Raw genomic sequence first — 13729 nt, 5'->3', positions numbered from 1 at the left:
CCTCACTTGTCCCCGGCCAGGGTGTAGTCCCGCTGGTCGTCCGGGATGGTGGCGTCGCTGCCCGGCGCGACCAGCGCCAGGCGTACGTGGGTGGCGAAGGACTCCGCGTACGCCACGCGCTGCGCGTCGAGGGTCTTGAGCGCGAAGGTGATCGGCACCGCCTCGCCGCCCCCGTTCGCCGCCTCGCCGGGCCGCGGCTTGAGCGCGGTGAGCCGGCCGACGTCGATGACCTTGGCGTTGCTGACGATGACCTTGGAGCTGTCGGCGTCGCCTTCCTTGCCCGCGAAGGTGGCGTAGATGTTGACCGTGGCACCGGGCGTGATCTTGCCGGCCACACCGGTCGCCGCGTCGATCATGATCGCGATCTCCTGCTGGCCGGGCTGGAGGGCCGGCCGGTCGGCGACCATGTCGCGCTGCAGCAGCGAGCCCTTGCGCAGCGGGTTGACCGCGATCCGGCCCACCACCTCGTCGAGGTTCCGTACCGCGGTTCTGGGCAGCCAGCGCTCGGGCAGCCGGATCTTCCGGAACTGCCCCGCCTCCAGGGTCTTGTACGCGGCGACGTCGGTCCTGAGCTCGTAGGCGGAGACCTCGGGGCCCACCTTGGACTCCACGTCGCTGATCACCGACAGGACGCCGGCGAAGGCGCCGAATGCGCACAGGACCGACAGGAGCAGCAGGATGATGCCGCGGCGCTGGCGTGAGTTCATGGTTGCGGACTACCTCGTTCAGGGCGGTTACGGTGAGCGGGGCGGGGCATGACGCAGGGGAGGCGCGGGAGCGGTGGGTCCGTGACCGGGTGGCGGAGTGCCGCCGTCGCCGAGTAATCCGTCCATGTGCCCACTGTGGCCGCCGCACCGGGTGGCCGCTACCGCGACCGGCCGGACGGTCCGGCTCCGCGCGCTGCGGCGGTGCCGGAGGGGCTGCGGTGTTCGGCGGGAAGCACGGGAGCGGCGCAGAACGCGCAGCGGTCACCGATGAGTTCCAGGCCGCACCAGGGGCAGGGAAAGCGGTGCACGGAGGCGACCAGCTGAGCGAGTACGGCCGTGTCCGCGATGCCGGCCGCGAACTCGGTCAGCCTGCCGGTCCCCCACCAGCGCGCGGATTCCGCGGGCAGTTCGGCCTGGTGCACGGCCTGTACGGCCCACTGGCCGGCCAGGGTGTGCAGCCACTCCGAGGTGAACTGGCCCTCGGCCACCGTCATGTGGGTGGCGAACTCCGGGCCCGGGAGCCGGACGTCCTCGGCGCCGGGCATGACCAGCTGCGGGGTGGGGTGGGCCAGCACGGCGAACTGCGAGCCGGGCACCCATGACCGGGCGTGCGCCTTCAGGCTCACGGGCACGGCGTCGAGCCGGGTCACGCTGTTCAGCAGCGCGCCCGCGTGGATGTAGTACGTGAGCAGCCGGGCCGCGGCGCCCAGGACGCCGGGGCCGACGTCGCAGACGGACAGCTGGCGCAGCTGACGGACCAGCAGGCCGACGCCGAGCGGCGGTAAGTCGCTGCCGATCAGGGCGATCCGGTCGCTCTCCAGGACGGCGCGGAGGGTGTGCAGCCGGCGGACGTGCTCCTCGGACACCGCGCGGGAGTGGACCACGAGGACGTGGCCGTGCTGCTCCAGGAGGAAGTGCATCTGGGACAGGGCGTCGTCCAGCGACTGGCGTTCCGGGGGGCCGAGCACATGCGCCGGGGGCGTGATCCGGTCGGGGGGCGCGAGCACCAGATCAGGACTGGTGACTGCTATCGCGGTCGGCATGTGTGTGTCCCCGTTTCACCACGTCACTCGCTCCACAACTTCCCTCGCTGCGGTGTCCTGTCTTCCGCAGACTTTAGCCGCGTCCCAGGCGTCAGAAAACACTTCGCCGGCTCCGGAGGCCGCCACGGCAGCGTTCTCACGGTAGCCATTCTGGAGATCATTTACCGATCAACCTCGATCTATCCATGGCCGTTGAAAAAGAACGCGCAAATGCACGTGCATCCGCAGATGCGTACCGTCTATTTCGCGACATTGCCGACAACCGGCGCTATAGGGCGCTCAGTTGCCCCGTAGCCCCCTACAACACCCCGTCAGCACCCAGCCGTTCCGCACCGTTCACCACCATTACGCCCCTTTCGCGACGGCACCGCATCGCCGGAATTCCCCCCTTCTCACCGGAATGGACTGCGGAACACATCGACTGCCCGGAATTCATCGCACGGTCGCCGGAAACCTCCCCCGGAAGTGATCACTATCAATTCCCCATTCGGGTCCGGCTCTTGACAGAACCATTGGTCTGGACCACGTTGTACGGCAGCACGCAGGGGCCCCTGAGCGCGCACTCCGTAACACCCGACTTCCCCCCACGGAGGCTGTTGTGGTTCGCGCACGTCCAAGAATGTTCACGCTCACGAAGAGACTGCTCGGCTGTCTTGCCGCCGCCGCGCTGACGACCGCGGGACTGACCGCGGCGGGCGCCGTCGACGAGGCCCGGGCCGCCGCCCCACCTGCGCACGCGCTCACCGGTTACTGGCAGAACTTCGACAACGGCGCCACCGTCCAGAAGCTCAAGGATGTCCCCGACGCGTACGACATCATCGCCGTCGCGTTCGCGGATGCCACCGGTACGCCGGGCGAGGTCGGTTTCACCCTCGACCCGGCGCTCGGCTACGGCTCGGTGGACGACTTCAAGGCGGACATCAAGGCCAAGCAGGCGGCCGGCAAGTCCGTGATCATCTCGGTCGGCGGCGAGAAGGGCGCGGTCTCGGTCGCCGACGACGCCTCCGCGCAGAAGTTTGCGGATTCGGTCGGGAAGCTGATGTCGGAATACGGCTTCGACGGCGTCGACATCGACCTGGAGAACGGCCTCAATTCGACCTACATGACCAAGGCGCTGAAGTCGCTGCACGACGCGCACGGCGACCTGGTGGTCACCATGGCGCCGCAGACCGTCGACATGCAGTCGCCGCAGAACGAGTACTTCAAGACAGCGCTGGCCATCAAGGACTTCCTCACGGTCGTCAACATGCAGTACTACAACAGCGGCTCCATGAACGGCTGCGACGGCAAGGTCTACAGCCAGGGCTCGGTGGACTTCCTCACCTCGCTGGCCTGTATCCAACTGGAGAACGGCCTGGATCCGTCGCAGGTCGGCATCGGCGTTCCGGCGTCCTCGAAGGCGGCCGGCAGCGGATACGTCGAGCCGTCCGTGGTCAACGCGGCGCTGGACTGCCTCACCAAGGGCACCGGCTGCGGCGCGTTCAAGCCGTCCAAGACCTACCCCGGGCTGCGGGGCGCCATGACCTGGTCGACCAACTGGGACGCGGCGAACGACAACGCCTTCGCGAACGAGGTGGGCGGGCACGTGCACGGCCTCTGACAGTCGTCCGCCTCCCCCGGACCACCCCCCACATCGCGGGTCTCCCCACCGCCCGCGAACGGGCCCGCCGCCGGCTCTCCCCGGCGGCGGGCCCTTTTCCGTCTCACGGCGGGGCGGTCACTCCCCGGCCGGCTTGGGCAGCGTGCACCCCTCCCGGCTCAGGTCGAGCTTGTTGCCCGTACCGAAGCACTTCGGTATCCCGTACGTCTGCTGGGCGTAGCCGATGCCGGAGTGGACGGTCACGTTGCCGTCCGCGTCCACCTCGCACGGGTTGTTCAGCGTGCAGCGCGCGCCGTCCTCGTTGAGCGTGTTGTTGACCGCCGCGACCTTGCCGGTGGCGGTGTCGACCACCGGGGAGCCCGAGGTGCCGCCGATCGTCTTGCAGGCGGAGGTGTAGCGGACCGAGTCCTTCCAGGTCCACTCCCCCTCCTTCAGCGTCGGCGCGAAGCCGTCGATGCCGCAGGAGTAGATCTTCTTCCAGTAACCGGAGACGACCTTGATCGAAGCGCCCTGGGCCGGCCGCTCGGTGGCCAGCGCGAGCGCCTTGATGCCGTACTTCCGCTGGATGTCGGCGTACGTGGAGGTGAGTTCGTACAGCGAGACGTCGGTGTCCGTCATCGTCGCGTACGCGACCTTGCTCGCCCGTACCGTGCCCTTGTTGGCGCCGGTCGAGCTGAGCAGGGTGAAGCTGCGGCTGGACGCCTTGTCGACGACGACCTCGCCGGCCCCCGGCATACCCGACTCCAGGCAGTGGCCGTTGGAGAGGACCAGCGCCTTGTCGGTGTCCTGGGAGTTCGGCAGCCGCACCACCGAACCGGAACAGTTGCTGAGCGCCACGGTGCCGGCGAAGTCGACGGCCCGCGGCGCCGCTTTGTGCTGCGTGAGCTCGACCTGAACCTCGGCCGTGGCCGGCCTGCCGTCGCCGCCGGGCAGATGCGCGTCGGCCACGGCGGGCCCGGCGCCGGCGCCGACGAGGGCGGCCGCGCCCAGTACGGCGCCGGCGAGAGCGGTGCTGAGAGGTCTGTGCATGTGGGGTCCTCTCCGGTATGCGTACCGGAGGTTTCACCCCCCGGTGTTGTCATGCACATACTCCGGGCGCCGGGGGATGAAGGCAATGGGGCGTCAGACGACCAGACTGACTGCCGCGGCCACCACGAAGCCCGCGACGGAGAGCACGGACTCCAGGACCGTCCAGGTCTTCAGGGTGTCGCGCTCGGAGATCCCGAAGTACTTGGAGACCATCCAGAAGCCGCCGTCGTTCACGTGCGACGCGAAGATCGAGCCCGCCGAGATGGCCATGATGACCAGGGCCAGGTGCGGCTGGGAGAGGTGCTGGGCCTCGACCAGCGGCAGGACGATGCCCGCGGTGGTGACGATGGCGACCGTGGCGGAGCCCTGGGCGACACGGAGCACGACGGACAGCAGCCAGGCCAGCACGATGACGGGCAGGCCCACGTCGTGGAAGGTGTCGGAGAGGGCGTCCGCGACACCGCTGCCCTTGAGGACGGCGCCGAAGATGCCGCCGGCGCCGACGACCAGCAGGATGTTGCCGACCGGCTTCAGGGACGCGGTGGAGACCGTCTCCAGGGACTTGCGGGACCAGCCGCGGCGGATGCCGAGCAGGTAGTACGCGAGGATCAGCGCGATGGTCAGGGCCACGAAGGGGTGGCCGAAGAACTCGATGACCGAGCGGCCTGCGGACGGCTGCAGCCCGATGGAGGAGAACGTCGCGAGCAGGATGAGGATCAGCGGGGTGCCGATGATGGCGAGGACGGTGCCCAGCGGCACGGGCTTCTCGTGGGCGTCGACGCCCGCGGCGGCCTTCTCGGCCGCGACCGCGGCCTTGGCCTCCTCGGCGGCCTCGACCATGTCCTGCGGCACGGGCACGAAGACCCGCTTGCCGATCCACGCGGAGTACGCCCAGGCGGCCAGCACGGCGGGGATGCCGCAGATCAGGCCCATCAGGATGATCCAGCCCAGGTCGACCTTGAACAGGCCGGCGGCGGCGACCGGGCCCGGGTGCGGCGGCAGGAAGGCGTGCGTCATGGACAGGCCGGCCAGCAGCGGCATGGCGTAGAGGACGACCGACTTGCCGGAGCGCTTGGCGGCGGCGTAGACGATCGGCGCGAGCACGAAGATGCCCACGTCGAAGAAGACCGGGATGCCGAAGATGAGGCCGGTCAGGCCCATGGCGAGCGGGGCGCGCTTCTCACCGAAGAGGCGCAGCAGCCGGGCGCTGAGCACCTCGGCGCCGCCGGAGACCTCAAGTATCGCGCCGAGCATCGTGCCGAGGCCGATGATGATCGCGACGTGTCCGAGGATGCCGCCCATGCCGCTCTCGATCATCGAGACGACGTCGGACTTCTGGACGGTGCCGAAGAGTTCGGTGACGGAGAGGCCGGCGGCCAGGCCGACCACGATGGAGACGGAGAGCAGCGCGACGAAGGGCTGCAGCCTGACCTTGATGATCAGGACGAGGAGCAGAACGATGCCGAGCGCGGCGACGGTGAGCAGACCGGCTGTGCCCGGTATGACGGCGAGCAGACCGCCGGTGTGCGGTGGTGGCGCTGGGGTGGGGGCCGCGGCGAGGAACATGGCAGGACTCCGTTGTCAGGCAGGGGGTTTCCAGGCAGGGGGGACCGCGGCACGGCGCCCCGTCGGTACGGGGCACCGCGCCGTGCGGCAGGACGTGCGGGTGCGGGGGGTGGACTCGCGCTAACGGCAAGGGGACCGGGGCCTCTTTCCGTGGGGAAGCGGGAGGAGTGTGCGGCTCAGCTGAGGACGGCGAGCGCGTCGATCTCGATGAGCAGGCCCTTGGGCAGGCCGACGTACACCGTCGTACGCGCGGCCGGCGCCTCCTTCAGGCCCTGCTCCTCGAAGTAGGCGTTGTAGATCTCGTTCATCTCGGCGAAGTGGTCGACGTCCGTGAGGTAGACGCGCATCATCATGACGTCGTCCCAGGACGCGCCGCCCTCCTCCAGGATCGCCTTGACGTTGGCGAAGGTCTGGAGGGTCTGCTCGCGCAGGGTCGGGCCCGCGGGGGTGGGCGCCTTGCCCTCTTCCGCCGGGAGGAAGCCGACCTGGCCGGCGACCTGAAGGATGTTGCCCTTCTTGACGCCGTGCGAGAACTTGGCGGGCGGGGTGGTGTGGGTGGCCGGGGTGAGGGCGATCTTCTCGGTCATGGTGGTTCTCAGGCTTCCTTGTGGTCCTGCGGGGTTCTTACCGGGCCGTTGCCGGAGTACTCCCGGCTGATGGCGTCCGCGGTACGGCGTACCAGCGGGAGCAGTGTGAGGAGTTCCTCGGCGGAGACGACGACGTTCGGTGCCGAGACCGACATCGCCGCGACCAGCCGGCCGTCCGCACCGCGGATGGGTGCCCCGATGCAGTTGATGGACTCCTCGTGGCCACCGAGGTCGGTGGCCCAGCCCTGTTCGCGCACCTTGGCCAGCTCGGCCAGGAAGGCCGTGGCGTCGGGGGTCGAACGGGCTGTGTACTGGGGGTAGTCGAGCCGCTCGGCGACGGCGCGCCGCTCCGGCTCGGGGAGGTCGGCGAGCAGCAGCTTGGCGACCGCGGCGACGGTGATCGCGACGGGCTTGCCGATCCGCGAGTACATCCGTACCGGATAGCGGCTCTCGACCTTGTCGATGTAGAGGACCTCGTTCTCCTCGTACACCGCGAGGTGGATGGTGTGGCCGACCTTCTCGTTGAGCGCGACGAGGTGGGGGTGGGCGATGTCGCGCACGTCGAGGTTCTCGACGGCCTCCTGGGCGAGGGCGAAGAGCCGGGCGCCCAGGCGGTAGCGCTGGTCGGCCTGGCGGTAGACCATGCCGTGCTCGTGGAGGGTGCGCAGCAGCCGCAGCGCGGTGGACTTGTGCACGCCCAGCCGGTCGGCGACCTGCTCCAGGTTGGCCGGCCCCTGCGCGAGCAACGGCAGGATGCTCAGCGCGCGATCGACAGTTTGGCTCATGAAGGGACCTCCACCCGTACGTCCACGGCCCCGTCCTCGGTCCATCCGGGGCCGAGTCGCAGTGTCCCCCAGGCCTCCGGGGTGAGTGCGACGAGGTGGTCGGCGAGCTCCCGCGCGGGCGGGGTGGCCAGGTCGCCGGGGACGGTGAGGGAGGCCGCGGCGATGAGGTGGCCGTGCCGGATCCGGTCGAAGACCGGCAGGCCGCGCAGGGTCGCGGAGAGGAACCCCGCGGCGAAGGCGTCCCCGGCGCCGACCGGGGCCGCCACCTCGACGCTCAGCGCGGGCGCGAAGGTCACGGTGTCGGTGCCGTCGGGCTGCCGTTCGTACACCGTGGCGCCCTCGCTGCCCTGCTTGACGACGAGCACGCCGGGCTCGGGAAGGGCCTCGCGCACGGCGGCGGGGCCGTGCACGTCCCAGGCTGCCGCGGCCTCGTCCTCGCCGACGAAGACCAGGTCGCAGCCGCGGGCGAGGCCGAGGAGGATGCCGGGGGCCTGCTCGGCGCGGTCCTTCCACAGGCCGACGCGGTAGTTGAGGTCGAAGGAAACCAGCGGGCGGCCGGGGCGGCGCTCGGTGATCTTCTCCAGGAGGCCGAGGCAGGTGTCGGAGAGGGCGGCGGTGATGCCGGTGACGTGGACGACGCGGGCGTCCCACAGGGCCCGCTCGTCCGCGAGGTCCGGGCCGAGGGCCGAGGCGGCGGAGCCGGCGCGGTAGTAGACGACCTCGGCGAGCTGCCCGTCCGGCTCCCCCTCCGCGCCGGTGGCGCGCTCGCCCGCCGTACGGAAGTAGATGCCGGTGGGGCGCCGCGGGTCGCGCCGGACGTGGCCGACGTCGACCCCGTGCGCGGCGACGGTCTCCAGGAGGTGGTCGCCGAAGCCGTCCGTGCCGACCCGGGAGATCCAGCGCGCGGGGTGCCCGATGGCGGCCAGCGCGCAGGCCACGTTGGACTCGGCGCCGCCGATGGCGCGGTCGAAGGAGGGCACGTCGGCGAGCCTGCCGGGGCGTGCGGGCAGGAAGGTGACCATGGACTCGCCCAGGCAGACGACGTCGGTGGTGACGTTCGGTGGCGTGGTCACTGTGGTCACGGTGTTTCCCTGCTCCTCGCGGTGTGTGCTGGGGGTCCCGGTGGTGCGGAGCGCGTGTTCAGCTCCCTGTTTCCCACCATTGACCCGACGATGAATCGGATGCTAGACAGCATTCAGCGATATGCGCAATGGGCGTTGCAGATGTTGCAACAAGAAATTTGAGGAGAATCCCATGGCCGCCGATCCCCGGTCCGACAACGCAGTCGGACGGCTCGCCGACGAACGGGTGGACCACCGCTTCAAGGCCCTCCCCCCGGACGCGGAGGGACTCACGGTCGGCGACCTGGCGGCCCAGCGCCGCAACCTCTTCACCGGCGGCTTCACCACCCCGGTACTCGCCCTGTCCGCCGAGTCGGTCGAGCACAACCTCGCGCTCATGGAGACCTACTCCGCCCGGCACGGCCTGGCCTTCGCGCCGCACGGCAAGACCTCCATGTCCCCGCAGCTCTTCGCGCGCCAGCTGGAGCACGGCGCCTGGGGCATCACCGCGGCCGTCCCGCACCAGGCCCGGGTCTACCGCGCCTTCGGCATCCAGCGGATCTTCCTCGCCAACGAGCTGGTGGACGCCGCCGCGCTGCGCTGGCTGGCCGGCGAGCTGGACGCCGACCCCGGCTTCCGCTTCATCTGCTACGTCGACTCGCTGCGCGGCGTCGAGCTGATGAACGCGGCGCTGGTCGAGGCCGGCGCCACCCGCCCGGTGGACGTCGTCATCGAGCTGGGCGCGGGCGACGCGGCCCGTACCGGCGTACGGGACGAGGCCACCTGCCTGGACCTGGCCAACGCCGTAGCCGCCGCCGACACCCTCCGCCTGGTCGGCATCGCGGGGTACGAGGGCGAGGTGCCGGACGCGGACTCCGAGCGGGTCGCGGCCTGGCTGCGCCGGCTCGTCGCCCTGCTCACCGACTTCGACAAGGCCGGCCGCTTCGCCGACCTGGACGAGATCGTGCTGAGCGCGGGCGGCAGCGCGTGGTTCGACACGGTCGCCGAGGTCTTCGCCGAGGTGCCCGAGCTGTCCCGCCCGGTGCTGAAGCTGCTGCGGTCCGGTGCGTACGTCTCGCACGACGACGGCCACTACCGCCACCTCACCCCCTTCAACCGGCACCCCGACGAGGGCGCGCTCCAGCCCGCCTTCCGGCTCTGGGCGCAGGTCGTCTCGCGCCCCAACGGCGAGCAGGCGTTCGCCAACGCGGGCAAGCGGGACGCGGCGTACGACATCGACCTGCCCGAGGCGCAGGTCGTCCGGTCCGCCCGGGACGGATCGGTACGGCCTGCCACCGGCGTCGCCGTGACCGGCCTCTCCGACCAGCACGCCTGGGTACGCACCGAGCCCGGCGCCGAGCTGGAGGTCGGCGACTGGATCGGGATGGGCCTGTCCCACCCGTGCACGTCCTTCGACAAGTGGCAGCTCATCCCGCTGGTCGAGGCCGACGGCACGGTCTCGGACTTCGTCCGCACGTTCTTCTGACAGGTCCGAGAAACAGCCCGTCCACCTCCCAGCCCGTCCGGCGATCGAGGACGCCGCGTCCGGAGGACGTGTGCCCCGGACCCGGGCCGAAAGAAAGGCAACCCACATGGACACCGTCGTCCGCGACGTCCGCGTCATCGACGGCACCGGCGCCCCTTCGTACCGCGCCGACGTCGCCTTGGACGGAGGCCGGATTGCCGCGATCCACCGCGAACCTGACGGCGGCGCACGCCCCACGGCGCGCCGCACTGTCGACGGATCCGGCCTGGCGCTGGCGCCGGGCTTCATCGACATGCACGCCCACAGCGACCTCGCGCTCCTGCGTGACCCCTCGCACGAGGCGAAGGCCGCGCAGGGCGTCACGCTGGAGGTCATCGGCCAGGACGGGCTGTCGTACGCGCCCGTCGACGACCGGACCCTCGCCGAGGTCCGCGCCCAGATCGCCGGCTGGAACGGCGACGGCTCGGACATCGACTTCAGCTGGCGTTCGGTCGGCGAGTACCTGGACCGGCTGGACCACGGCTTCGACGGCAACGGCATCGCGGTCAACGCCGCGTACCTGATCCCGCAGGGCACCGTACGGATGCTGGCGCTGGGCTGGGACGACCGGCCCGCCACCGACGCCGAACTGGCCCACATGCGGCGGCTGGTCGCCGAGGGCCTGGAGGAGGGCGCCGTCGGCCTCTCCTCCGGCCTCACCTACACCCCCGGCATGTACGCCTCGGACGCCGAGCTGACCGAGCTGTGCCGGGTGGTGGCGCGCTACGAGGGCTACTACTGCCCGCACCACCGCTCGTACGGCGCGGGCGCGCTCCAGGCGTACGAGGAGATGGTCGGCCTCACGCGCGAGGCGGGCTGCGCGCTGCACCTCGCGCACGCCACCATGAACTTCGGCGTGAACAAGGGCCGCGCCCCCGAGCTGCTGACGCTGCTGGACAAGGCGCTGGACTCCGGCGCCGACATCAGCCTCGACACCTACCCGTACACCCCCGGCTGCACCACGCTCGTCGCGATGCTGCCGAGCTGGGCGAGCGAGGGCGGGCCCGAGGGGATCCTGGCCCGGCTGCGGGACGACGCCGAGGCGGCCCGCATCCGCGAGGTGGTGGAGGTCGAGGGCGCTGACGGCTGCCACGGCGTCCCCATCGAGTGGGACGCCATCGAGATCTCCGGCGTCGCGCACCCCGAGCTCGACGCGTACGTCGGGAAGACCGTCGCGCAGAGCGCCGCCGAGCGCGGCGAGGAGCCGTGGGTGACCGCCCGCCGGCTGCTCATCGAGGACCGCCTCGGCTCGACGATCCTCCAGCACGTCGGGCACGAGGAGAACGTCCGGCAGATCATGCGGCACCGTGTGCACACGGGCGGCAGCGACGGCATCCTGCAGGGCGCCAAGCCGCACCCGCGGGCGTACGGCACGTTCCCCCAGTACCTGGGCCGGTACGTCCGTGAGCTGGGCATCCTCTCGCTGGAGGAGTGCGTCGCGCACCTCACGGGGCGGGCCGCCGCCCGGCTGCGGCTGCCGGACCGCGGGCTGGTCCGCGAGGGGTACCGCGCGGACCTGGTGCTGTTCGACCCGGAGTCGGTGGCGGCGGGCTCGACCTTCGAGGAGCCGCGCACCCTGCCGGTCGGCATCCCGCACGTGCTCATCGACGGCCGCTTCGTGATCGAGGACGGCAGGCGTACGGACGTCCTGGCGGGACGGTCGGTGCGGCGGACGCCCGCGACGCGCGACTGAGCCCCGTACCGGCGGACATGTCGAAGCTCACATTCCGTCGGCGGACCGCTCCGCGCCCGCTGCGGATTCCGTTGTGCGGCTTCGATGGCGAAGCACGCGATGGTGAGCACATGGGAAATATCGGTGCGGTGTCGCGCGTGGCTTGGAATGTGCAGCGAGGGGCAGTGGGCGCCACCCGGCGCCCGCTCCCCCGCCGCCCCCGGCGTGGCCCATAACACCAGGCGGGGCGCGTCGCACGCCCGTAGGGTGGCGGACATGCAGGTGATCCAGTCAACCAAGCTCGCCAACGTCTGCTACGAGATCCGTGGCCCGGTTCTTGAGGAGGCGATGCGGCTGGAGGCAGCAGGTCATCGCATCCTCAAGCTCAACACCGGCAACCCCGCCGCGTTCGGCTTCGACTGCCCGCCGGAGATCCTGGAGGACATCCTCCGCACGGTCGGCACGTCGCACGGCTACGGCGACGCCAAGGGCCTGCTCTCCGCGCGCCGCGCGGTCATGCAGCACTACCAGACCCGCGGCATCGACCTCTCCGTCGACGACATCTACCTCGGCAACGGCGTCTCCGAGCTGATCCAGATGTCGATGCAGGCGCTGCTGGACGACGGCGACGAGGTCCTGGTCCCGGCCCCCGACTACCCGCTGTGGACGGCGTCGGTGTCGCTGTCGGGCGGTACGGCCGTGCACTACCGCTGCGACGAGCAGGCGGACTGGATGCCGGACCTGGCCGACATCGAGCGGAAGGTCACCGACCGCACCAAGGCCATCGTCGTCATCAACCCGAACAACCCCACGGGCGCGGTCTACGACGACGAGCTGCTGCGCGGCATCGCGGAGATCGCCCGCCGCCACAACCTGATCGTCTGCGCCGACGAGATCTACGACAAGATCCTCTACGACGGCGTCACGCACACCCCGTTCGCGGCCCTCGCCCCCGACCTGCTGACCCTGACGTTCAACGGCCTGTCCAAGGCGTACCGGGTGGCCGGCTACCGCAGCGGCTGGCTGGCGGTCTGCGGCCCCAAGGCGCACGCCACCTCGTACATCGAGGGGCTGACGATCCTGGCGAACATGCGGCTGTGCGCCAACATGCCTGCCCAGCACGCGGTGGCCACTGCCCTCGGCGGCCGGCAGTCGATCAACGACCTGGTGCTGCCCGGCGGCCGGCTGCTGGAACAGCGGGACGCCGCGTTCGACCTGCTCTCGCAGATCCCGGGGGTCAGCTGCGTGAAGCCCCGGGGCGCCCTCTACGCCTTCCCGCGGCTGGACCCGAAGGTGTACAAGATCAAGGACGACCGGCAGATGGTGCTCGACCTGCTGCGCGCCGAGAAGATCATGATCGTGCACGGTACGGGCTTCAACTGGCCCGAGCCGGACCACTTCCGCCTGGTCACGCTGCCGAACAAGGACGACCTGACCGACGCGGTCACCCGCATCGGCACCTTCCTGGACGGCTACGGACAGTACTGAGCACAGCCGGTTGCTGTACGCGGGACAACTTTAGACTCGGTCTAATGTAGGATGGTCTCCTGACGTTGCCAGGAGGCCATCCCATGTACGAGCCGATCCGCACCAAGTCGGTCCACTCCATGGCCGAGCAGGATTTCCCGCACCGCTCCCGCGCGGAGGAACTGGACATCCGGCTCGCCGGGCATCTGACCGCTCTGCTGACCACCCTCGACGAGCTGCGTGCGCTCACGCCGTCCGACGCGCTCGACGACGCCGCCGACCGGCTCGCCGAGCAGGTCGCCCGGCTGCGCGGCGGCGACTTCCCGCTGCGCGCCCGGCCGTCCGGCGGCGACCGGGGCCGGCTGCCCTCGCTCCGCCGGCGTGCCCACACGCTCGCCGGGAACGCCCTGGTCGTGGCCAACTCCCGGTCCGACAAGGCGGCCGCCGCACTCGCCGCCGAGGTACTGCGGCTGCACGACGACGCGGGAAAGCTGGCCACCGCCTGACCCCCGCCCCTTCACCTCCGGGGGCGGCCGTGGTGCTCATCCCGTCCGCCCCCGGAGCTCCACCTCATGAGAAGGGCCCCGGCACCGATTCGGTGCCGGGGCCCATAGAAAGAGCCATTCCCCGCCGCCGCTAAAGCCAGCTATTCCCCCAAGACGAGACGCATCAACAGAGCCCGGTACA

Annotated in this window: 12 protein-coding genes; 5 read left to right on the top strand and 7 right to left on the bottom strand. The window is 70.6% G+C overall.

Features of this window, described 5'->3' with window-relative positions:
* Positions 1 to 2 precede the first annotated feature (2 nt).
* Both cpaB and ABZ840_RS33990 read right to left on the bottom strand, forming a co-directional pair.
* On the bottom strand, positions 3 to 707 hold the full coding sequence (gene cpaB, locus ABZ840_RS33995; protein ID WP_361566669.1) for a Flp pilus assembly protein CpaB: 705 nt from the start codon (positions 705 to 707) through the stop codon (positions 3 to 5).
* A gap of 158 nt (positions 708 to 865) precedes the next feature.
* Positions 866 to 1750 (bottom strand): hypothetical protein, encoded by an 885-nt coding sequence (locus ABZ840_RS33990; protein ID WP_361566667.1) that lies wholly within the window; start codon positions 1748 to 1750, stop codon positions 866 to 868.
* Positions 1751 to 2369: 619 nt separating this feature from the next.
* On the opposite strand from ABZ840_RS33990, the gene ABZ840_RS33985 reads away from it, so the two are divergent.
* Positions 2370 to 3350 (top strand): chitinase, encoded by a 981-nt coding sequence (locus ABZ840_RS33985; RefSeq protein WP_361566664.1) that lies wholly within the window; start codon positions 2370 to 2372, stop codon positions 3348 to 3350.
* Between the two features lie 117 nt (positions 3351 to 3467).
* On the opposite strand, the gene ABZ840_RS33980 is transcribed toward ABZ840_RS33985, so the two are convergent.
* The 5 genes from ABZ840_RS33980 to ABZ840_RS33960 all read right to left on the bottom strand — a co-directional run bounded on the left by ABZ840_RS33980 (position 3468) and on the right by ABZ840_RS33960 (position 8339).
* Positions 3468 to 4379 (bottom strand): serine protease, encoded by a 912-nt coding sequence (locus ABZ840_RS33980; protein ID WP_361566661.1) that lies wholly within the window; start codon positions 4377 to 4379, stop codon positions 3468 to 3470.
* A 93-nt stretch (positions 4380 to 4472) separates the two neighbouring features.
* Positions 4473 to 5945, bottom strand: a complete 1473-nt coding sequence (locus ABZ840_RS33975; protein WP_361566658.1) for a gluconate:H+ symporter — start codon at positions 5943 to 5945, stop codon at positions 4473 to 4475.
* Between the two features lie 176 nt (positions 5946 to 6121).
* Positions 6122 to 6532, bottom strand: a complete 411-nt coding sequence (locus tag ABZ840_RS33970; protein WP_361566655.1) for a RidA family protein — start codon at positions 6530 to 6532, stop codon at positions 6122 to 6124.
* Positions 6533 to 6540: 8 nt separating this feature from the next.
* Positions 6541 to 7317 carry an IclR family transcriptional regulator gene (locus ABZ840_RS33965; protein ID WP_361566653.1) on the bottom strand — a complete coding sequence of 259 codons (777 nt, stop codon included), beginning with the start codon at positions 7315 to 7317 and terminating at the stop codon, positions 6541 to 6543.
* Positions 7314 to 8339: a sugar kinase gene (locus tag ABZ840_RS33960; RefSeq protein ID WP_361566823.1), complete on the bottom strand. Its 1026-nt coding sequence runs from the start codon at positions 8337 to 8339 to the stop codon at positions 7314 to 7316. Before ABZ840_RS33960 ends, ABZ840_RS33965 begins: the two co-directional genes overlap by 4 nt.
* A gap of 232 nt (positions 8340 to 8571) precedes the next feature.
* Here ABZ840_RS33960 and ABZ840_RS33955 point away from each other — a divergent pair, with 232 nt between their 5' ends.
* The 4 genes from ABZ840_RS33955 to ABZ840_RS33940 all read left to right on the top strand — a co-directional run bounded on the left by ABZ840_RS33955 (position 8572) and on the right by ABZ840_RS33940 (position 13548).
* Complete coding sequence (locus ABZ840_RS33955) at positions 8572 to 9864, top strand: amino acid deaminase (RefSeq protein WP_361566651.1); 1293 nt, start codon at positions 8572 to 8574, stop codon at positions 9862 to 9864.
* Between the two features lie 106 nt (positions 9865 to 9970).
* Entirely contained in the window at positions 9971 to 11596 is a 1626-nt protein-coding gene (locus tag ABZ840_RS33950) for a D-aminoacylase (protein ID WP_361566648.1), read from the top strand.
* Positions 11597 to 11851: 255 nt separating this feature from the next.
* Positions 11852 to 13063, top strand: a complete 1212-nt coding sequence (locus tag ABZ840_RS33945) for a pyridoxal phosphate-dependent aminotransferase (protein ID WP_361566646.1) — start codon at positions 11852 to 11854, stop codon at positions 13061 to 13063.
* An 83-nt stretch (positions 13064 to 13146) separates the two neighbouring features.
* Positions 13147 to 13548 (top strand): hypothetical protein, encoded by a 402-nt coding sequence (locus ABZ840_RS33940; RefSeq protein ID WP_361566643.1) that lies wholly within the window; start codon positions 13147 to 13149, stop codon positions 13546 to 13548.
* Positions 13549 to 13729 lie beyond the last annotated feature (181 nt).

Source organism: Streptomyces sp. NPDC047117, assembly GCF_040643545.1.
Lineage (GTDB): Bacteria > Actinomycetota > Actinomycetes > Streptomycetales > Streptomycetaceae > Streptomyces.
The sequence above is the reverse complement of the archived record's forward strand: the minus strand, read 5'-3'. Positions and strand labels throughout refer to the sequence as shown.

Excerpts from the sequence above, each read along its gene's own strand:
- ABZ840_RS33985 (WP_361566664.1), top strand. The coding sequence starts at position 2,370 with ATGTTCACGCTCACGAAGAGACTGCTCGGCTGTCTTGCCGCCGCCGCG.
- ABZ840_RS33990 (WP_361566667.1), bottom strand. The coding sequence starts at position 1,750 with ATGCCGACCGCGATAGCAGTCACCAGTCCTGATCTGGTGCTCGCGCCC.
- ABZ840_RS33980 (WP_361566661.1), bottom strand. The coding sequence starts at position 4,379 with ATGCACAGACCTCTCAGCACCGCTCTCGCCGGCGCCGTACTGGGCGCG.
- ABZ840_RS33945 (WP_361566646.1), top strand. The coding sequence starts at position 11,852 with ATGCAGGTGATCCAGTCAACCAAGCTCGCCAACGTCTGCTACGAGATC.
- ABZ840_RS33940 (WP_361566643.1), top strand. The coding sequence starts at position 13,147 with ATGTACGAGCCGATCCGCACCAAGTCGGTCCACTCCATGGCCGAGCAG.
- cpaB (WP_361566669.1), bottom strand. The coding sequence starts at position 707 with ATGAACTCACGCCAGCGCCGCGGCATCATCCTGCTGCTCCTGTCGGTC.
- ABZ840_RS33960 (WP_361566823.1), bottom strand. The coding sequence starts at position 8,339 with ATGGTCACCTTCCTGCCCGCACGCCCCGGCAGGCTCGCCGACGTGCCC.
- ABZ840_RS33965 (WP_361566653.1), bottom strand. The coding sequence starts at position 7,317 with ATGAGCCAAACTGTCGATCGCGCGCTGAGCATCCTGCCGTTGCTCGCG.
- ABZ840_RS33975 (WP_361566658.1), bottom strand. The coding sequence starts at position 5,945 with ATGTTCCTCGCCGCGGCCCCCACCCCAGCGCCACCACCGCACACCGGC.
- ABZ840_RS33955 (WP_361566651.1), top strand. The coding sequence starts at position 8,572 with ATGGCCGCCGATCCCCGGTCCGACAACGCAGTCGGACGGCTCGCCGAC.
- ABZ840_RS33950 (WP_361566648.1), top strand. The coding sequence starts at position 9,971 with ATGGACACCGTCGTCCGCGACGTCCGCGTCATCGACGGCACCGGCGCC.
- ABZ840_RS33970 (WP_361566655.1), bottom strand. The coding sequence starts at position 6,532 with ATGACCGAGAAGATCGCCCTCACCCCGGCCACCCACACCACCCCGCCC.